Genomic DNA, 18,365 nt, shown 5'->3' on the forward strand with positions numbered 1-18,365 from the left:
GACTCCGTAACATGTCTAAAATTTTTGATTTCGTAAAACCGGGCGTCATCACTGGCGACGACGTTCAGAAAGTGTTCCAGGTCGCGAAAGATAACAACTTCGCGCTGCCGGCAGTAAACTGCGTGGGCACCGACTCCATCAACGCCGTTCTGGAAGCTGCTGCCAAAGTTAAAGCGCCGGTTATCGTTCAGTTCTCTAACGGCGGTGCGGCATTCATCGCCGGTAAAGGCGTGAAAACCGACGTGCCTCAGGGCGCGGCTATCCTCGGCGCTATCTCCGGTGCGCATCACGTTCACCAGATGGCTGAACACTACGGCGTGCCGGTTATCCTGCACACCGACCACTGCGCTAAGAAACTGCTGCCGTGGATCGACGGCCTGCTGGACGCCGGTGAAAAACACTTTGCCGCGACCGGCAAACCGCTCTTCTCTTCCCACATGATTGACCTGTCCGAAGAGTCTCTGGAAGAAAACATCGAGATCTGCTCCAAATATCTGGCGCGCATGTCCAAAATGGGCATGACCCTGGAAATCGAACTGGGCTGCACCGGCGGCGAAGAAGACGGCGTGGACAACAGCCACATGGACGCTTCCGCGCTGTACACCCAGCCGGAAGACGTAGACTATGCCTACGTTGAGCTGAGCAAAATCAGCCCGCGCTTCACCATCGCGGCCTCCTTCGGTAACGTCCACGGCGTGTACAAGCCGGGCAACGTTAAACTGACCCCGACTATCCTGCGCGACTCGCAGGAATATGTGTCCAAAAAACACAACCTGCCGCACAACAGCCTGAACTTCGTATTCCACGGCGGTTCCGGTTCTACTGCGCAGGAAATCAAAGATTCCGTCAGCTACGGTGTTATCAAAATGAACATCGATACCGACACCCAGTGGGCCACCTGGGACGGGATCCTGAACTACTACAAAGAGAACGAAGCTTACCTACAGGGTCAGCTGGGCAACCCGAAAGGCGAAGACCAGCCGAACAAGAAATACTACGATCCGCGCGTATGGCTGCGCGCTGCCCAGACCTCCATGGTCAAGCGTCTGGAGCAGGCATTCAAAGAGCTGAACGCTATCGACGTCCTGTAATTCAGGCCGCGTTATGCTGAATGAGCCCGCTGATTAGCGGGCTTTTTTTATGCTTTTTCAACAGCATAATCTGAATTGATACTGTGACGGACTTGGCAAAAGTGGCACTTTTTGTTTAACTTTAGTGTTCTGTGCCGTCAGTTATGACGCCGCTTTTTATCTCCCGAACGGGTAGCCATAAGGAATATTGAATGGAAGATCTGAATGTTGTCGACAGTATAAATCACGCGGGGTCGTGGCTGGTGCGCAACCAGGCGCTGCTGCTGAGCTATGCGGTCAATATCGTCGCGGCGATCGCCATCATTATCGTCGGTATGATTGTGGCGAGGGTGGTGTCGAATACGGTGAACCGCGTAATGGTGGGGCGTAAAATCGATGCCACGGTGGCGGACTTTCTCTCCGCCATGCTGCGCTACGCGATTATCGCCTTCACGTTAATTGCCGCCCTGGGGCGCGTGGGCGTGCAGACGGCCTCGATTATCGCGGTACTCGGCGCCGCCGGTCTGGCCGTCGGCCTGGCGCTGCAGGGCTCGCTTTCTAACCTGGCGGCAGGCGTGCTGCTGGTGATGTTCCGCCCGTTCCGCGCCGGGGAGTATGTCGATCTCGGCGGCGTGGCGGGGACCGTGCTGCACGTGCAGATTTTTTCTACCACCATGCGCACCGTTGACGGCAAAATTGTCGTTATTCCTAACGGTAAAATCATCGCCGGCAATATCATCAACTACTCCCGCGAGCCGGTGCGCCGCAACGAGTTTATCATCGGCGTGGCCTACGACTCCGATATCGATCAGGTGAAGCAGCTGCTGACCAATATCATCGAGTCCGACGAGCGTATCCTCAAGGATCGCGATATGACCGTGCGCCTCAACGAGCTGGGCGCCTCTTCCATCAACTTCGTGGTGCGCTGCTGGAGCAAAAGCAGCGATCTGCAAAACGTCTACTGGGACGTGCTGGAGCGCGTGAAGCGCGATTTTGACGCCAACGGCATCAGCTTCCCGTATCCGCAGATGGACGTCAATTTCAAGCGCGTGAAAGAGGCTGAACAGGAGTAAGCCTGCTGAACGCCCGCCCGGCCCGCGCCTTCGCCGCGGGCTTTTTTGTATCTTATTAGCGTTACTAATCTTCGATTAAAATTACCCATTTCCGCTAATGATTTTCCCGCGCTATAGTCTCGCCGTTGACCCTTCTTAGCGAGAGAATTAATCGTGTTATCTTATTACTTTCAGGGGCTTGCCCTCGGTGCGGCGATGATCCTGCCGCTGGGGCCGCAGAATGCCTTCGTCATGAACCAGGGGATTCGCCGCCAGTACCACCTGATGATTGCCCTGCTCTGCGCCCTCAGCGACCTGCTGCTGATCTGCGCCGGGATCTTCGGCGGCAGCGCGCTGCTAATGCAGTCGCCGTGGCTGCTGGGGTTGGTCACCTGGGGCGGCGTCGCCTTTTTGCTGTGGTACGGCTTCGGCGCGCTGAAGACCGCCTTCGGCCCCGACGTAGAGATAGCCAGCGTAGAGGCCTCCAGGCAGGGGCGCTGGAAGATTATCGTGACCATGCTGGCGGTGACCTGGCTTAATCCCCACGTCTATCTTGATACCTTCGTGGTGCTCGGCAGCCTCGGCGGCCAGCTGGACGCAGAGCCCAGACGCTGGTTCGCCCTCGGCACCGTCAGCGCCTCGTTTTTGTGGTTCTTTGGCCTTGCGCTGCTGGCCGCGTGGCTGGCGCCGCGCCTGCGCACCGCCGGCGCCCAGCGGGTGATTAACCTGCTGGTGGGCGGCGTGATGTGGTTTATCGCCTTTCAGCTTGCGAAAGAAGGCGTTGCGCACGTTCAGGCTTTGTTCAGTTAGCGCGCTCTAAGCCTTCTCCTATGGACTTTCATCGCTGAGGGGCTAAGCTTGCTCCATGCACCCTGTATCGGGTAAATCAGTAGCATGGAGGAAGGACAGTGAAGTTTAAAGTGATGGCCCTCGCGGCACTGGTGGGTTTCAGCACAATGTCGGTTCAGGCGAGCGAGCTGCCGGACGGACCGCACATTGTCACCTCGGGCACCGCCAGCGTCGATGCGGTGCCGGATATGGCCACCCTGGCCATTGAAGTTAACGTCGCGGCAAAAGATGCCGCTTCGGCGAAAAAGCAGGCCGACGATCGCGTCGCCCAGTATCTCTCCTTCCTTGAGCAGAACGGCATTGCCAAGAAAGATATCCGCTCGGCCAACCTGCGCACCCAGCCGGATTACGACTACCAGAACGGTAAAAGCATTCTCAAGGGCTACCGCGCGGTACGCTCGGTGGAAGTGACCCTGCGCCAGCTGGATAAGCTGAACTCTCTGCTGGACGGCGCCCTCAAGGCCGGGCTGAACGAGATCCGCTCGGTGTCGCTGGGCGTTGCGCAACCGGACACCTACAAAGACAAGGCCCGCAAGGCGGCCATTGATGACGCCGTTCACCAGGCGCAGGCGCTGGCGGAAGGCTTCCACGCGAAGCTGGGGCCGGTGTACAGCGTGCGCTACCACGTCTCAAACTATCAGCCGAGCCCGATGGTGCGGATGATGAAGGCCGAGGCGGCGCCGGCAACGTCGGCGCAGGAAACCTACGAGCAGCCGACCATCCAGTTTGACGATCAGGTTGATGTGGTGTTCCAGCTGCAGGCCGCCGACGCGGCGCCGAAGCCGGCTGCGCCAGAGAAGAAAGCAGAATAAAGACGTGACGCATAAAAAAGCCGGGGAAACCCGGCTTTTTTATATCAATTCTGCCGCAACACTTTGTGCCCATAGGCCAGCAGGGCATCGGTCACCCGGCGCATCATGCGGCTTTCCGGCGCAAAGCGGTGCCAGTAGAGCATCCGGCGCTGAAACAGGCCTGGCGTCAGATCGATAAGCTCGCCGGAGGCGAGTTCTTTCTCTATCTGCAGGTGCGGGATCATGCAGCAGGTCGTGCTCTGGCGGGCCAGCTGCACGAAAGCTTCCGATGAGTTCACAATATGGCAGGGCACGCTTCCCGGCGGCAGATCGAAGTTCTGCTGCAGGAAGGCCTGATGCATATCATCGAGATGATCGAAAGCCACCACCGGCGCTTTCAGCAGCGCCGAGCGGGTGACGCCGTTGGGGAAATAGCGTTGCGCAAACGCCGGCGACGCGACGAACAGGTAGTCGAGGGCGCCCAGCTGATCCACCAGGCAGCTCGGCAGCGCCTGCGGCTGTATGCTGACCGCGCCGACCACTTCCCCCCGGCGCAGCCGCTCCTGAGTGCGGGTTTCATCTTCCACCTGCAGATTCAGTCGGATAGGGGAGTCGGCCAGCACGCCGGCCAGCGCCGGCAGCAGCCAGGTCGCGAGGCTGTCGGCGTTGATCGCCAGCGACAGCAGCAGCGGCGTTGAGCCGGTCTGCTCATCGCCCAGCCACTCCTCCTCCAGCAGCTCCACCTGGCGCAGCAGGGCCAGCAGTTTCTGCCCCTGCTCGGTGGGGCGGGGCGGAACAGTACGCACCAGCAGCGGCTGGCCGAACATATTTTCCAGCTGTTTAATGCGCTGTGAGACGGCGGACTGAGTGATACACAGCTTTTGTGCGGCGCGCTCAAAGCCTCTTTCCCGAATAACGGCATCAAGCGCCTGCAGCGTTCTGTAGTCCGGACGTTTCATTATTGTGACTGACTCCTTAAAGTTTGATATTCAGCACTATGACATAAATTTAACTGTGATACAGACGAAATTGACCCTCTTCCCACAGTCCGGGCAAGGACTTTTTCCCGGGCAATGGTCTATAATGCGCCGATCTCATCACTTCACAGGTAACAAACCATGACGCAGGATGAACTGAAAAAAGCCGTTGGCTGGGCGGCGCTGCAGTATGTACAGCCGGGGACCATTGTTGGCGTTGGCACCGGCTCAACGGCGGCGCACTTTATTGACGCCCTCGGAACGATGAAGGGGCAAATCGAGGGCGCGGTCTCCAGCTCTGATGCCTCCACCGCGAAGCTTAAGGCGCTGGGTATTCACGTTTTCGACCTCAACGAAGTGGACCGTCTCGGCATTTACGTGGACGGCGCAGACGAAATCAACGGCCATATGCAGATGATCAAAGGCGGCGGCGCCGCGCTGACCCGCGAAAAAATCATCGCCTCCGTCGCCGATAAGTTTATCTGTATTGCCGACGCCTCCAAGCAGGTGGATATTCTCGGTAAATTCCCGCTGCCGGTAGAGGTTATCCCGATGGCGCGCAGCGCCGTTGCCCGCCAGCTGGTGAAGCTCGGCGGCCGCCCGGAGTATCGTCAGGGCGTGGTGACCGATAACGGCAACGTTATCCTGGATGTGCACAACCTTGAGATCCTCGATGCGATTGCCCTTGAGAACGCGATTAACGGCATTCCGGGCGTCGTGACCGTCGGCCTGTTCGCCAACCGCGGCGCCGACGTGGCGCTGATCGGCACCGCCGACGGCGTGAAAACCATCGGTAAATGATCTGGCGGGGGCCCCAGCGGCCCCCGAAAAAAAATTTCGCCTGCCTAAATTCGGTGACTTGTGTCACATTTCTGTATTACATCTGATTAACACGCTACGCTTTCTGCTGCCGCCAGCATTTTATGCTGACAATCTTCCGTGAATGACCTTTCTTCAGGACGCCTGCGAAAAGCTTCAATATTGCCGCGATAGTTTTTTTTGATATGTTGCTGAGGTGGACTCCGGTTCATCACAACATCAGAATCAAGACAGGGCGGGGAAATGGCTAAGGTTTCGCTGGAAAAAGAGAAGATTAAGTTTCTGCTGGTCGAAGGCGTGCATCAAAAAGCAATCGATAACCTTCGGGCGGCAGGCTACACCAACATTGAGTTTCACAAAGGCGCGCTCGACAGCGAAGAGCTGAAGGCGTCGATTCGGGACGCCCACTTCATCGGCATTCGCTCGCGCACCCATCTGACTGAAGAGATTTTCCAGGCGGCGGAAAAGCTGGTGGCGGTCGGCTGCTTCTGCATCGGCACCAACCAGGTCGATCTTGATGCCGCCGCGAAGCGCGGTATTCCCGTTTTTAACGCCCCGTTTTCAAATACGCGCTCCGTCGCGGAGCTGGTGATCGGCGAACTGCTGCTGCTGCTGCGCGGCGTGCCGGAAGCCAACGCCAAAGCGCACCGCGGCGTCTGGAATAAGCAGGCCGTCGGCAGCTTCGAAGCGCGCGGTAAAAAGCTCGGCATTATCGGCTACGGCCATATCGGCACCCAGCTCGGCATTCTGGCGGAGTCGCTGGGGATGCACGTCTACTTTTACGATATCGAAAGCAAGCTGCCGCTGGGTAACGCTACCCAGGTTCAGCACCTCTCCGATCTGCTGAATATGAGCGACGTCGTGACCCTGCACGTGCCGGAAAATGCGTCGACCAAAGATATGATGGGGCGCGAAGAGCTGGCGCTGATGAAGCCGGGCTCGCTGCTGATTAACGCCTCGCGCGGTACCGTGGTCGATATCCCGGCGCTGTGCGATGCGCTGGCGAGCAAGCACCTGGCCGGCGCGGCGATTGACGTCTACCCAACCGAGCCTGCGACCAACTCCGATCCCTTTACCTCGCCGCTGTGCGAGTTCGACAACGTGATCCTGACCCCGCACATCGGCGGTTCGACGCAGGAAGCGCAGGAGAACATCGGTCTGGAAGTGGCCGGCAAGCTGGCGAAGTACTCCGACAACGGCTCAACGCTATCAGCGGTGAACTTCCCGGAAGTTTCTCTGCCGCTGCACGGCGGCCGCCGCCTGCTGCACATCCACGAGAACCGTCCGGGCGTGCTGACCTCTATTAACCAGATCTTTGCCGAGCAGGGCGTCAACATTGCCGCGCAGTATCTGCAGACGTCGCCGCTGATGGGCTACGTGGTAATTGATATTGAAGCGGAAGAAGACGTCGCGCAGAGGGCGCTGCAGGCGATGAAGGCGATCCCGGGGACGATCCGGGCGCGGCTGCTGTACTGACTCTTGCCGGGCCCGGCGTCAGCCGGGCCTGAACGTCCACGTCTTTGACGGCGTCACCACCGCCGGCAGCGGAATATCCCATTTCTCCACCGGCAGCGCCTCCACCCGCTGGCAATCATGCGCATAGCCCACCGGCTGCACATCGTAGCGCCGCCAGTTCTGCAGCGTGCGGTCATAAAACCCGCCGCCCATCCCCAGACGCTGCCCCTGCGCGTCAAACGCCACCAGCGGCGTAACCAGCACATCCAGCTCATCGAGCGGCAGCACCTCGCGCACGTCGAGCCTCGGCTCGCTGATTTTCAGACGATTTACCACCAGCTCAGAGCGCGGATGATAGCGCAGAAACAGCAGATTGCCGGGGCTAAAGGGGTGCAGAACCGGGAGATAAACCCGTTTACCCTCGCGCCAGAGGGCGTCAATCAGCGGCCGGGTATCCAGCTCGCCGTCAAAGGAGAGAAACAGGGCCACGCTGCGCGCGCTGCGCACCGGCGGATAGTCCAGCATGCGCCCGGCGGCCCGCTCGGCAAACAGCGACTGTTCAGCGGCGCTTAGCGCGCGTCGGCGTTCGCGAATGAGTTTGCGTATGGACTGTCGGGCTGAAGAGGATGTGGTCATGATCGTGGAAGAAAGAGGGAATCTCCGAGATGCCGCCGCAGGCTGTAACCCTTGAACCCTTGGTTCAAGGTGAATGTGTCGTCAAAGTCTTAAGGCTTCTCGGACGAACCGAGCATGCTCACCGACCGTGGAGCGCCACATTCTTGTGGTATGAAATATCGGCTCAGGGGACTGGCCCGCTTGCAAACATCTCAGAGAAATTTTGTTCTTCAGGGTTATTCTACCACAGCTAACCATGAAGTGTTATTCAAAGCTGGAGCCCGTCTTTTCGGATATGCGACCCTGATCGAGTAAAGCCTGTTCGATGGTCTGCTGGAGCATCCGAATGCGGTGTTCCATACTGGCAGCGTAATCGCGGGTTTTCGCCTTCTCCTGAGTCAGCTCGTAGCTGATATTGAGGGCGGCGATAAACACCAGCTGCTCTGTATTTGTGACTCTAGTGCGTTCTTTTAGATCTTGCAACCGCTGATTCAGATCGTCAGCAGCCAGCTGCAATGCATCCCTTTGTTCAGGTGGGCAATTCACGCGCAGTGAACGACCAAATATTTCTATATCGACGGGTTGTGCAGACATGCCACCTTCCTGCTGATTGACTGCGCTACCTTCGAGCCCGTGCCGGGCATCCTGAAGGGGCGACACTATAGCTACCCTGGTGGGGACATACAAGCCCTTTTCTGGTTCGCCAGGGTCCAAAGTGTTAGCATATCATGAATATTCCTCCAACGATGACGAATGAGCATGTCTATACAGAACGAAATGCCTGGCTACAGCGATGTAAACCGGCTACTGAACCAACAGGGAGTAGGCCTGACGCCTGCTGAAATGCACGGTCTGATAAGCGGCATGCTCTGCGGTGGTAACAAAGACAGCAGCTGGATGACGCTTGTTCATGACCTGACTAACGAGGGCCTGGCCTTTGGCCATGAACTGGCCGAAGCGCTGCGTAAAGTCTACGCGGTGACCAGCGACGCCCTGGAGGATGAGGGCTTTATGTTCCAGCTCTGGCTGCCGGAAGGCGACGACGTGAGCGTCTTTGACCGCGCCGACGGCCTGGCGGGCTGGGTAAACCACTTCCTGCTCGGGCTTGGCGTCACGCAGCCCAAGCTGGATAAAGTCAAAGGTGAAACCGGCGAAGCTATCGACGATCTGCGCAACATCGCCCAGCTGGGCTATGACGAAGACGAAGATCAGGAGGAGCTTGAGATGTCGCTGGAAGAGATAGTCGAGTACGTTCGCGTCGCGGCGCTACTCTGCCACGACCATTTCACCCGGCCGCAGCCGACGGCCCCGGAAGTGCAAAAGCCGACCTTACATTAAAAACAACAACGCGAAGGGGAGTGTCATGACACAGCAGGAGTTCGACAGGCGCCGTCAGGCGCTGCTGGCGCAGATGCAGCCGGGAAGCGCGGCCATTATCTTTGCCGCACCGGAAGCGCCGCGCAACGCAGATTCAGAATATCCGTACCGCCAGAGCAGCGACTTCTGGTACTTCACCGGCTTTAACGAGCCGGAAGCGGCGCTGGTGCTGATTAAAAGCAATGACACTCACAATCACAGCGTGCTGTTTAACCGCGTTCGCGACCTCACCGCCGAAATCTGGTTCGGCCGCCGCCTCGGTCAGCAGGCCGCTCCGGCGAAGCTTGGCGTTGACCGCGCGCTGGCCTTCAGCGAAATCGACGACCAGCTCTACCAACTGCTCAACGGCCTCGATGCGGTGTATCACGCGCAGGGCGAATACGCCTATGCGGACGACATCCTGTTCCGCGCGCTGGACAAGCTGCGTAAAGGTTCCCGTCAGAACCTGACCGCGCCGCCGGCGGTCATTGACTGGCGGCCGATCGTGCACGAACTGCGCCTGTTTAAATCGGCGGAGGAGCTCGAGGTCATGCGCCGCGCCGGTGAAATTACCGCGCTCGCCCACATCCGGGCGATGCAGAAGTGCCGCCCGGGGATGTTCGAGTACCAGCTGGAAGGCGAGATCCACCACGAATTTACCCGCCACGGCGCGCGCTACCCCTCCTACAACACCATTGTCGGCGGCGGCGAAAACGGCTGCATTCTGCACTACACCGAGAATGAGTCTGAATTGCGCGACGGTGAGCTGGTACTGATTGACGCGGGCTGCGAATACCAGAGCTACGCGGGCGACATTACCCGCACTTTCCCGGTCAACGGCAAGTTCACGCCGGCCCAGCGGGCTATCTACGATATCGTGCTGGAGTCGCTGGAAACCGCGCTCAGGCTCTATCGTCCGGGCACCTCCATTGCCGAGGTGACGAATGCCGTGGTGCGCATTATGGTCACCGGGCTGGCGAATCTCGGTATTCTCAAAGGCGAAGTGGACCAGCTGATCCTCGACAATGCCCACCGCCCGTACTTTATGCACGGCCTCAGCCACTGGCTTGGCCTGGACGTTCACGACGTTGGCTACTACGGCACCGACCGCTCGCGCCTCCTCGAACCGGGCATGGTGCTGACCGTCGAGCCGGGCCTCTACATCGCCCCGGACGCCGACGTGCCGGCGGAGTACCGCGGCATCGGCATCCGTATTGAAGACGATATCGTGATTACCGCCGACGGCAACGAAAACCTGACCGCGTCGGTGGTGAAGCGCGCCGACGATATTGAGGCGCTGATGGCGGCGGCCCGCCCATGAGCGTGATCATCGTTGGCGGCGGCATGACCGGCGCTACCCTGGCGCTGGCTATCTCCAGCCTGAGCAACGGCAAAACGCCGGTACACCTGATTGAGGCCGCCGATCCCGGCTCGCAGCAGCACCCCGGCTTTGACGCCCGCGCGATTGCGCTGGCCGCCGGGACCTGCCAGCAGCTGGCGCGGGTCGGCGTCTGGCAGGCCCTGCGCGACTGCGCCACGCCCATTCGCACGGTTCACGTCAGCGATCGCGGCCACGCCGGTTTTGTCACCCTTGAGGCCGGGGATTACGATTTACCGGCCCTCGGCCATGTGGTTGAACTGCACGACGTCGGCCAGCGGCTGTTTACCCTGCTGCGCGAGGCGCCGGGCGTGACGCTCCACTGCCCGGCGCGGGTCGCCGGCTTCACCCGCAGCCAGCAGGAGGCGAGCGTCACGCTTGAGAGCGGCGAAACCCTGACCGGCTCGCTGCTGGTCGCCGCCGACGGCTCGCGCTCGGCGCTGGCGGAAGGCTGCGGCATCGACTGGCAGCAGGCGCCTTACGATCAGCTGGCGGTGATTGCCAATGTGACCACCTCGCTGCCGCACGAAGGCCGCGCCTTTGAGCGCTTTACCCCGCACGGCCCGCTGGCGATGCTGCCGATGTCCGGCAACCGCTGCTCGCTGGTATGGTGCCACTCTCTGGCGAAGCGCGACGACGTGCTGGGCTGGTCGGATGAACGCTTCTGCCGCGAACTGCAGCAGGCCTTCGGCTGGCGGCTGGGACGCATAACCCACGCTGGCGCCCGCAGCGGCTATCCGCTGTCGCTGACCCGCGCGCAGCGCGCCGTTGCCCACCGGCTGGCGCTGGTGGGCAATGCGGCGCAGACCCTGCATCCGATTGCCGGCCAGGGCTTTAACCTCGGCCTGCGCGACGTGATGTCGCTGGCGGAGACAGTATCCGGCGCCGCCGATCCCGGCGACTACGGGCTGCTCTGTCAGTACCAGCAGCGCCGCGGCGCCGATAAAGACGCCACCGTCGGCGTGACCGACGGCCTGGTGCATCTGTTTGCTAACCGCTGGGCCCCGCTGGTGGCCGGGCGCAACGTCGGCCTGATGGCGATGGAATTATTCACCCCGGCGCGCAGCGCGCTGGCGCAGCGCACCCTCGGAATGGTGGCGAGATAAAGGAGTAGCAGAGTGCAGAGTGTTGATGTCGCTATCGTTGGCGGTGGAATGGTAGGACTGGCCGTTGCCTGCGGCCTGCAGGGCAGCGGGCTGCGCGTGGCGGTGATTGAGCAGGCCGGGCCTGCTCCGGTCGCCGCGGATGCCGCGCCCGAGCTTCGGGTGTCGGCGATTAATGCCGCCAGCGAGAAGCTGCTGGCAAAGCTCGGCGTCTGGGAGGCTATCCTCGCCCTGCGCGCCAGCCGCTATCACGGCATGGAGGTGTGGGATCGCGACAGCTTCGGGCGCATCGCCTTCGACGACGCCAGCCTCGGCTATAGCCATCTCGGGCATATCATCGAGAATGGGGTTATCCACCGCGCGCTGTGGCAAAAAGCGCAGCAGCTGCAGGAGGTGACGCTGATGGCGCCTGCCGAAGTGCAGCAGGTGGCCTGGGGCGAAAATGAAGTTTTCCTGACCCTGAAAGATGGCAACATGCTGACCGCGAAGCTGGTGGTGGGCGCCGACGGCGCCCGCTCCTGGCTGCGCGAAAAAGCCGATATTCCGCTCACTTCCTGGGACTACCGCCACCACGCGCTGGTGGCGACCATCCGCACCGCCGAGCCGCACGGCGCGGTGGCGCGGCAGGCATTTCACGGCGACGGCATTCTGGCCTTCCTGCCGCTCAGCGATCCGCACCTCTGCTCTATCGTCTGGTCCCTGAGCCAGGAAGAGGCGCAGAGGATGCAGCAGGCTGACGAAGCCAGCTTCAACCAGGCGCTGAACCTGGCATTTGATAACCGGCTGGGGCTATGCCAGGTGGAGAGCGAGCGTCTGGTCTTCCCGCTCACCGGCCGCTACGCCCGCCAGTTCGCCGCCCACCGTCTGGCGCTGGTGGGCGATGCCGCCCACACTATCCATCCGCTGGCCGGGCAGGGCGTGAATCTCGGTTTTATGGACGCCGCCGTGCTTATCGATGAAGTTCGCCGCCTGCACGGGCAGGGTAAGGATTTCGGCCAGCACTTTTACCTTAGGCGCTACGAGCGCAGCCGCAAGCACAGCGCCGCGCTGATGCTGGCGGGGATGCAGGGCTTCCGCGAGCTGTTTGCCGGCAGCAATCCGGCGAAAAAGCTGCTGCGCGATCTCGGCCTCAAGCTTGCCGATACCCTGCCGGGCGTTAAGCCGCAGCTGATCCGCCAGGCGATGGGCCTCAACGACCTTCCTGACTGGCTGCGCTAACCCCTTCCTTTTCCTCTCCCGGCCTCCCGCGCCGGGAATAACCCCTCATTTGAAATATTCTAATTTCACCTGCTTTTTCGCATTAGATAAACTAATCCTGACGAAAACAGGCCGCGAAAGTTACGCCCTTTTTTCCGCACGAAATCTCATCCTGCGCTGAAGAATTGCCAGGGATGTTAATTTTATGTGGCATTAATCGCAGTAAGGCAGGCGATCGTGCTGTAGAGTTTTTGCCGACCTGGGGTCATAAGCTAATGTGATACGTTGCACTGGCTTATGGTCTCCCGCCTGCTTCGGTGGTAACGTCAGGCGAAGGATAACGTTTGCGTGGCCGGACTTTGCGGCCTGATGATAGCCCGCAAAATGCCAGTAGCCCCTTACTCGACGAGGAAAAGATGGCTCAACATACGCCCCTGTATGAACAACACACCCTGTGCGGCGCCCGCATGGTCGATTTCCACGGCTGGATGATGCCGCTGCACTACGGATCGCAGATTGACGAGCACCACGCGGTGCGCACCGACGCCGGCATGTTTGACGTCTCGCACATGACCATTGTCGACCTGCGCGGTTCCCGCACCCGCGAATTCCTGCGCTACCTGCTGGCCAACGACGTAGGCAAACTGACGAAACCCGGCAAGGCGCTCTACAGCGGTATGCTTAACGCCTCCGGCGGCGTGATTGACGATCTGATCGTCTACTTCTTTACGGAAGAGACCTTCCGCCTGGTGGTCAACTCCGCCACCCGTGAAAAAGACCTCGCATGGATAACCGAACACGCCGCCCCCTTCGCCGTGGAGATTACCGTGCGCGACGACCTGGCGCTGATCGCCGTCCAGGGGCCGAATGCGCAGGCGAAAGCCGCGGCGCTGTTCACTGATGAGCAACGCGCGGCCGTCGCCGGCATGAAGCCGTTCTTCGGCGTGCAGGCGGGCGACCTGTTTATCGCTACCACCGGTTACACCGGCGAAGCGGGCTATGAAATTGCCCTGCCGAAAGAGAAAGCGGCCGACTTCTGGCGCGCGCTGGTGGAAGCGGGCGTGAAGCCCTGCGGCCTCGGCGCCCGCGACACCCTGCGCCTGGAGGCGGGCATGAACCTGTACGGCCAGGAGATGGACGAAGGCGTCTCGCCGCTGGCGGCCAATATGGGCTGGACCATCGCCTGGGAGCCGGCGGACCGCGACTTTATCGGCCGCGAGGCGCTGGAGAGTCAGCGCGAGAAGGGCACCGACCAGCTGGTGGGCCTGGTCATGACCGAGAAGGGCGTACTGCGCGGCGAACTGCCGGTGCGCTTTACCGACGCCGACGGCAATCAGCAGGAAGGCATTATTACCAGCGGCACCTTCTCGCCGACGCTTGGCCACAGCATTGCTCTCGCCCGCGTGCCTGCGGGCATCGGCGAAACGGCCGTCGTGCAGATCCGCAACCGCGAGATGCCGGTGAAGGTCACCAAACCTGTTTTTGTACGCAACGGCAAGGCCGTGGCGTAAGTCACTGTTTACGGAGAAAATTTGATGAGCAATGTACCTGCAGAACTGAAATACAGCAAAGAACACGAGTGGCTGCGCAAAGAGGCCGACGGCACATACACCGTTGGCATTACCGAGCACGCGCAGGAGCTGCTGGGCGACATGGTGTTTGTTGACCTGCCGGACGTGGGTAAGACCGTTGAGGCGGGCGACGACTGCGCGGTTGCCGAATCGGTGAAAGCGGCTTCCGACATTTATGCGCCAATCGGCGGTGAAATCGTGGCGGTTAACGACGCGCTCGGCGACTCACCTGAGCTGGTAAACAATGCGCCGTACGGCGAAGGCTGGATCTTCCGCATTAAGGCCAGCGACGAGTCCCAGCTTGCTGCCCTGCTGGACGCCGCAGCCTACGCATCGCTGCTCGAAGACGAATAAATTTGTTCCCCCTCTCCCCCCAGGGGAGAGGGCCGGGGTGAGGGGCAAACCTCCCCCGCAACACCAATCACTGCACGCTTCAGGAACCCTCGCTCATGACACAGACGCTAAGTCAGCTTGAAAATCGCGGCGCGTTTATCGAACGCCACATTGGCCCGGACGCCGCCCAACAGCAGGAGATGCTGAACGCCGTTGGCGCCGAATCGTTAAACGCGCTGACCGGCCAGATTGTGCCAAAGGACATCCAGCTTCCCCTCCCGCCGCAGGTGGGCGAGGGGGCGACGGAAAACGCCGCCCTGGCGGAGCTGAAGGCCATCGCCGGGCGCAACAAGCGCTTTAAGTCTTACATTGGCATGGGTTACGCCGCCGTGCAGCTGCCGCCGGTGATCCAGCGCAACATGCTGGAGAATCCGGGCTGGTATACCGCCTATACGCCCTATCAGCCGGAAGTGTCCCAGGGTCGTCTGGAAGCGCTGCTCAACTTCCAGCAGGTAACGCTGGATCTGACCGGGCTGGATATCGCCTCTGCCTCGCTGCTGGATGAAGCCACCGCCGCCGCCGAGGCGATGGCGATGGCGAAGCGCGTCAGCAAAATTAAAGGCGCCAACCGCTTCTTCGTGGCCGCCGACGTGCATCCCCAGACCCTCGACGTGGTGCGCACCCGCGCGGAGACCTTCGGCTTTGAGGTGCTCGTCGATGAGGCAGAGAAAGCCCTCGACCATCAGGATCTGTTCGGCGTGCTGCTCCAGCAGGTGGGCACCACCGGCGAAGTGCACGACTACAGCGCGCTGATTGCCTCGCTCAAGGAGCGCAAGGTGGTGGTTAGCGTCGCCGCCGATTTGATGGCGCTGGTGCTGCTGACCGCGCCGGGCAAGCAGGGCGCGGACATCGTCTTTGGCTCCGCCCAGCGCTTCGGCGTACCGATGGGCTACGGCGGCCCGCACGCCGCCTTCTTTGCCGCGAAAGATGAATTCAAGCGCTCCATGCCGGGCCGCATTATCGGCGTGTCGAAAGACGCGGCGGGCAACACCGCCCTGCGCATGGCGATGCAGACCCGCGAGCAGCACATTCGCCGCGAGAAAGCGAACTCTAACATCTGTACCTCCCAGGTGCTGCTGGCCAACATCGCCAGCCTGTACGCGGTTTATCACGGCCCGGCCGGGCTGAAGCGCATTGCCAGGCGCATCCACCGCCTGACCGACATCCTCGCCGCCGGCCTGCAGCAGAAAGGTCTCAAACTGCGCCACGCCCACTTCTTCGACACCCTGTGCGTCGAGGTGGCGGACAAAGCCGCGGTGCTGGCCCGCGCCGAAGCCGCGCAGATCAACCTGCGCAGCGATATCCATAACGCCGTCGGCATCACGCTGGATGAAACCACCACCCGTGAAGACGTGCAGGCGCTGTTTGCCGTCCTGCTCGGCGACGGCCGCGGGCTGGAGATCGACGCGCTGGATCAAGAAGTGGCGAGCGACAGCCGCACGATCCCGGCGGCGATGCTGCGCAGCGACGAGATCCTCACCCATCCGGTCTTCAACCGCTACCACAGCGAAACCGAAATGATGCGCTACATGCACTCGCTGGAGCGTAAAGATCTGGCGCTCAATCAGGCGATGATCCCGCTGGGCTCCTGCACCATGAAGCTCAACGCCGCCGCTGAAATGATCCCGATCACCTGGCCTGAGTTTGCCGAACTGCACCCATTCTGCCCGGCGGATCAGGCCGAAGGCTATCAGCAGATGATCGCCCAGCTCTCCGAGTGGCTGGTGAAGCTTACCGGCTACGATGCCCTGTGCATGCAGCCGAACTCCGGCGCCCAGGGCGAATACGCGGGCCTGCTGGCGATCCGCCGCTATCACGAAAGCCGCAATGAAGGCCACCGCGATATCTGCCTGATCCCAAGCTCCGCCCACGGCACCAACCCGGCCTCCGCGCAGATGGCGGGTATGCAGGTGGTGGTCGTCGCCTGCGACAAGAACGGCAATATCGATCTGGCGGATCTGCGCGCCAAAGCCGGGCAGGCGGGCGCCAACCTCTCCTGCATCATGGTGACCTACCCATCCACCCACGGCGTCTACGAAGAGACTATCCGCGAAGTGTGTGAAGTGGTGCACCAGTTCGGCGGCCAGGTCTATCTCGACGGTGCCAACATGAACGCCCAGGTGGGCATTACCTCACCGGGCCATATCGGCGCCGACGTCTCGCACCTCAACCTGCATAAAACCTTCTGCATTCCGCACGGGGGCGGCGGTCCGGGCATGGGCCCGATCGGCGTCAAGGCGCACCTTGCGCCGTTTGTGCCGGGCCACAGCGTGGTGCAGATTGAGGGCGTGCTTACCCGCCAGGGCGCGGTTTCCGCCGCCCCGTTCGGCAGCGCCTCGATCCTGCCGATCAGCTGGATGTACATCCGCATGATGGGCGCCGAAGGGCTGAAGAAGGCAAGCCAGGTGGCAATCCTCAACGCTAACTACATCGCCACCCGTCTGAAGAACGCCTTCCCGGTGCTCTATACCGGTCGCGATGGCCGCGTGGCCCACGAGTGCATCCTCGATATTCGCCCGCTGAAGGAGCAGACCGGCATCAGCGAACTGGATATCGCCAAGCGCCTGATCGACTACGGCTTCCACGCCCCGACCATGTCGTTCCCGGTGGCGGGGACGCTGATGGTGGAGCCTACCGAGTCCGAAAGCAAAGTCGAGCTGGACCGCTTTATCGACGCGATGCTGGCCATCCGCGCCGAGATTGACCGCGTGCAGCAGGGCGAGTGGACGCTGGCGGATAACCCGCTGGTCAACGCCCCGCACGTCCAGCAGGAGCTGGCGGCGGAGTGGAGCCACGGCTACAGCCGCGAGCAGGCGGTCTTCCCGGCGGGCGCGGAGAATAAGTACTGGCCGACGGTTAAACGCCTCGACGACGTGTACGGCGACCGCAACCTGTTCTGCGCCTGCGTGCCGATGAGCGAGTACCAGTAAGCGTATCAATGCTGATAAATCAGGGCGCCGCGGCGCCCTTTTTTCTGGAGGGAATATGGCAATTGCCCTGGTGACCGGCGCCAGCCGGGGGATCGGCAAAGCGACGGCCCTGCTGCTGGCGAAAGCGGGCTATACGGTAGCGGTGAACTATCGTCACAATATTGTGGCGGCCACTGCGGTAGTGAACGCCATTGCGGCACAGGGAGGGAAGGCGCTGGCGCTGCGGGCCGACGTTGGCGACGAGGCGCAGGTCATGGCGATGTTCAGCGCCCTGGATCGGGAAGGCGAGCCGCTGGCGGCGCTGGTTAACAACGCCGGCATCCTGTTCCAGCAGAGCCGGGTAGAAGACCTGACGGCCGCCCGCATCAATCAGGTGCTGAGCACCAACGTTACCGGCTATTTTCTCTGCTGCCGCGAGGCGGTAAAGCGCATGTCCCACCGCCGGGGCGGGCAGGGCGGGGCGATTGTTAACGTCTCCTCCGCCGCCTCGCGCCTGGGATCGCCCGGCGAGTACGTCGACTATGCGGCCTCAAAAGGTGCGGTAGACAGCCTGACCATCGGCCTGTCGCTGGAGGTGGCCGCTGAGGGCATCCGCGTCAACGGCGTGCGGCCCGGCCTGATTTATACCGATATCCACGCCAGCGGCGGCGAGCCGGGGCGCGTGGACCGCGTAGCCGCCTCGCTGCCGATGCAGCGCGGCGGTCAGCCGGAAGAGGTGGCCGAGGCGATCGCCTGGCTGCTGAGCGACAGCGCCTCTTACGTGACCGGCAGCTTTATCGATCTGGCGGGAGGAAAATAGCGCCGGGCGA

The 18,365-nt window shown here is 61.3% G+C and carries 17 protein-coding genes and 1 other RNA gene; 14 read left to right on the forward strand and 4 right to left on the reverse strand.

The window, feature by feature from the left end:
• The first annotated feature begins 11 nt into the window (after window positions 1–11).
• The 4 genes from fbaA to ENGE1_RS14270 all read left to right on the forward strand — a co-directional run bounded on the left by fbaA (window position 12) and on the right by ENGE1_RS14270 (window position 3,783).
• Window positions 12–1,091, forward strand: a complete 1,080-nt coding sequence (fbaA, locus tag ENGE1_RS14255) for a class II fructose-bisphosphate aldolase (protein ID WP_045289013.1) — start codon at window positions 12–14, stop codon at window positions 1,089–1,091.
• A 191-nt stretch (window positions 1,092–1,282) separates the two neighbouring features.
• Window positions 1,283–2,143 (forward strand): small-conductance mechanosensitive channel MscS, encoded by an 861-nt coding sequence (locus ENGE1_RS14260; RefSeq protein ID WP_045289014.1) that lies wholly within the window; start codon window positions 1,283–1,285, stop codon window positions 2,141–2,143.
• 153 nt (window positions 2,144–2,296) lie between these two features.
• Complete coding sequence (argO, locus tag ENGE1_RS14265; RefSeq protein ID WP_043082100.1) at window positions 2,297–2,932, forward strand: arginine exporter ArgO; 636 nt, start codon at window positions 2,297–2,299, stop codon at window positions 2,930–2,932.
• Between the two features lie 98 nt (window positions 2,933–3,030).
• Entirely contained in the window at window positions 3,031–3,783 is a 753-nt protein-coding gene (locus ENGE1_RS14270) for an oxidative stress defense protein (protein WP_043082101.1), read from the forward strand.
• 44 nt (window positions 3,784–3,827) lie between these two features.
• On the opposite strand, the gene argP is transcribed toward ENGE1_RS14270, so the two are convergent.
• Window positions 3,828–4,721 (reverse strand): DNA-binding transcriptional regulator ArgP, encoded by an 894-nt coding sequence (gene argP / locus ENGE1_RS14275; protein ID WP_043082102.1) that lies wholly within the window; start codon window positions 4,719–4,721, stop codon window positions 3,828–3,830.
• Between the two features lie 159 nt (window positions 4,722–4,880).
• Here argP and rpiA point away from each other — a divergent pair, with 159 nt between their 5' ends.
• Together rpiA and serA are read left to right on the forward strand one after the other, a co-directional pair.
• On the forward strand, window positions 4,881–5,540 hold the full coding sequence (gene rpiA / locus ENGE1_RS14280; RefSeq protein WP_043082103.1) for a ribose-5-phosphate isomerase RpiA: 660 nt from the start codon (window positions 4,881–4,883) through the stop codon (window positions 5,538–5,540).
• Window positions 5,541–5,801: 261 nt separating this feature from the next.
• On the forward strand, window positions 5,802–7,034 hold the full coding sequence (serA, locus tag ENGE1_RS14285; RefSeq protein WP_048254067.1) for a phosphoglycerate dehydrogenase: 1,233 nt from the start codon (window positions 5,802–5,804) through the stop codon (window positions 7,032–7,034).
• A gap of 18 nt (window positions 7,035–7,052) precedes the next feature.
• Here the strand turns inward: serA and ENGE1_RS14290 are convergent, their stop codons facing one another.
• From ENGE1_RS14290 to zapA, 3 genes are all read right to left on the reverse strand, one after another.
• Window positions 7,053–7,649, reverse strand: coding sequence for a 5-formyltetrahydrofolate cyclo-ligase (locus ENGE1_RS14290; RefSeq protein WP_048254068.1), 597 nt, complete (start codon window positions 7,647–7,649; stop codon window positions 7,053–7,055).
• A gap of 17 nt (window positions 7,650–7,666) precedes the next feature.
• A non-coding RNA gene (gene ssrS, locus ENGE1_RS14295) (6S RNA) lies at window positions 7,667–7,850 on the reverse strand.
• Between the two features lie 42 nt (window positions 7,851–7,892).
• Entirely contained in the window at window positions 7,893–8,222 is a 330-nt protein-coding gene (gene zapA / locus ENGE1_RS14300) for a cell division protein ZapA (protein WP_043082106.1), read from the reverse strand.
• Window positions 8,223–8,387: 165 nt separating this feature from the next.
• Between zapA and ENGE1_RS14305 the strand changes: the two genes are divergently transcribed.
• The 8 genes from ENGE1_RS14305 to ENGE1_RS14340 all read left to right on the forward strand — a co-directional run bounded on the left by ENGE1_RS14305 (window position 8,388) and on the right by ENGE1_RS14340 (window position 18,355).
• Window positions 8,388–8,966, forward strand: coding sequence for a YecA/YgfB family protein (locus ENGE1_RS14305; protein ID WP_086499896.1), 579 nt, complete (start codon window positions 8,388–8,390; stop codon window positions 8,964–8,966).
• A gap of 25 nt (window positions 8,967–8,991) precedes the next feature.
• The gene (gene pepP, locus ENGE1_RS14310; protein WP_064360638.1) at window positions 8,992–10,305 is read left to right on the forward strand and encodes a Xaa-Pro aminopeptidase; all 1,314 of its coding nucleotides are present in this window, start codon (window positions 8,992–8,994) and stop codon (window positions 10,303–10,305) included.
• The gene (gene ubiH, locus ENGE1_RS14315) at window positions 10,302–11,468 is read left to right on the forward strand and encodes a 2-octaprenyl-6-methoxyphenyl hydroxylase (protein ID WP_048254069.1); all 1,167 of its coding nucleotides are present in this window, start codon (window positions 10,302–10,304) and stop codon (window positions 11,466–11,468) included. The genes pepP and ubiH overlap by 4 nt, the downstream gene beginning before the upstream one ends.
• A gap of 12 nt (window positions 11,469–11,480) precedes the next feature.
• Entirely contained in the window at window positions 11,481–12,683 is a 1,203-nt protein-coding gene (ubiI, locus tag ENGE1_RS14320) for an FAD-dependent 2-octaprenylphenol hydroxylase (RefSeq protein ID WP_048254070.1), read from the forward strand.
• 395 nt (window positions 12,684–13,078) lie between these two features.
• Complete coding sequence (gene gcvT / locus ENGE1_RS14325; protein ID WP_048254071.1) at window positions 13,079–14,173, forward strand: glycine cleavage system aminomethyltransferase GcvT; 1,095 nt, start codon at window positions 13,079–13,081, stop codon at window positions 14,171–14,173.
• Window positions 14,174–14,197: 24 nt separating this feature from the next.
• Entirely contained in the window at window positions 14,198–14,587 is a 390-nt protein-coding gene (gene gcvH / locus ENGE1_RS14330) for a glycine cleavage system protein GcvH (protein WP_043082113.1), read from the forward strand.
• A 95-nt stretch (window positions 14,588–14,682) separates the two neighbouring features.
• Window positions 14,683–17,556 (forward strand): aminomethyl-transferring glycine dehydrogenase, encoded by a 2,874-nt coding sequence (gene gcvP / locus ENGE1_RS14335; RefSeq protein ID WP_048254072.1) that lies wholly within the window; start codon window positions 14,683–14,685, stop codon window positions 17,554–17,556.
• 55 nt (window positions 17,557–17,611) lie between these two features.
• Window positions 17,612–18,355 carry an SDR family oxidoreductase gene (locus ENGE1_RS14340; RefSeq protein WP_043082115.1) on the forward strand — a complete coding sequence of 248 codons (744 nt, stop codon included), beginning with the start codon at window positions 17,612–17,614 and terminating at the stop codon, window positions 18,353–18,355.
• Window positions 18,356–18,365 lie beyond the last annotated feature (10 nt).

The organism is Pluralibacter gergoviae ATCC 33028 = NBRC 105706 (assembly GCF_001598855.1).
Lineage (GTDB): Bacteria > Pseudomonadota > Gammaproteobacteria > Enterobacterales > Enterobacteriaceae > Pluralibacter > Pluralibacter gergoviae.

Bases quoted from the DNA above. Each gene is read 5' to 3' on its own strand.
- rpiA (WP_043082103.1), top strand. From the start codon at position 4,881: ATGACGCAGGATGAACTGAAAAAAGCCGTTGGCTGGGCGGCGCTGCAG.
- serA (WP_048254067.1), top strand. From the start codon at position 5,802: ATGGCTAAGGTTTCGCTGGAAAAAGAGAAGATTAAGTTTCTGCTGGTC.
- ENGE1_RS14340 (WP_043082115.1), top strand. From the start codon at position 17,612: ATGGCAATTGCCCTGGTGACCGGCGCCAGCCGGGGGATCGGCAAAGCG.
- ENGE1_RS14305 (WP_086499896.1), top strand. From the start codon at position 8,388: ATGTCTATACAGAACGAAATGCCTGGCTACAGCGATGTAAACCGGCTA.
- pepP (WP_064360638.1), top strand. From the start codon at position 8,992: ATGACACAGCAGGAGTTCGACAGGCGCCGTCAGGCGCTGCTGGCGCAG.
- gcvT (WP_048254071.1), top strand. From the start codon at position 13,079: ATGGCTCAACATACGCCCCTGTATGAACAACACACCCTGTGCGGCGCC.
- argP (WP_043082102.1), bottom strand. From the start codon at position 4,721: ATGAAACGTCCGGACTACAGAACGCTGCAGGCGCTTGATGCCGTTATT.
- ENGE1_RS14260 (WP_045289014.1), top strand. From the start codon at position 1,283: ATGGAAGATCTGAATGTTGTCGACAGTATAAATCACGCGGGGTCGTGG.
- gcvP (WP_048254072.1), top strand. From the start codon at position 14,683: ATGACACAGACGCTAAGTCAGCTTGAAAATCGCGGCGCGTTTATCGAA.
- fbaA (WP_045289013.1), top strand. From the start codon at position 12: ATGTCTAAAATTTTTGATTTCGTAAAACCGGGCGTCATCACTGGCGAC.
- zapA (WP_043082106.1), bottom strand. From the start codon at position 8,222: ATGTCTGCACAACCCGTCGATATAGAAATATTTGGTCGTTCACTGCGC.
- ubiH (WP_048254069.1), top strand. From the start codon at position 10,302: ATGAGCGTGATCATCGTTGGCGGCGGCATGACCGGCGCTACCCTGGCG.
- gcvH (WP_043082113.1), top strand. From the start codon at position 14,198: ATGAGCAATGTACCTGCAGAACTGAAATACAGCAAAGAACACGAGTGG.
- ENGE1_RS14290 (WP_048254068.1), bottom strand. From the start codon at position 7,649: ATGACCACATCCTCTTCAGCCCGACAGTCCATACGCAAACTCATTCGC.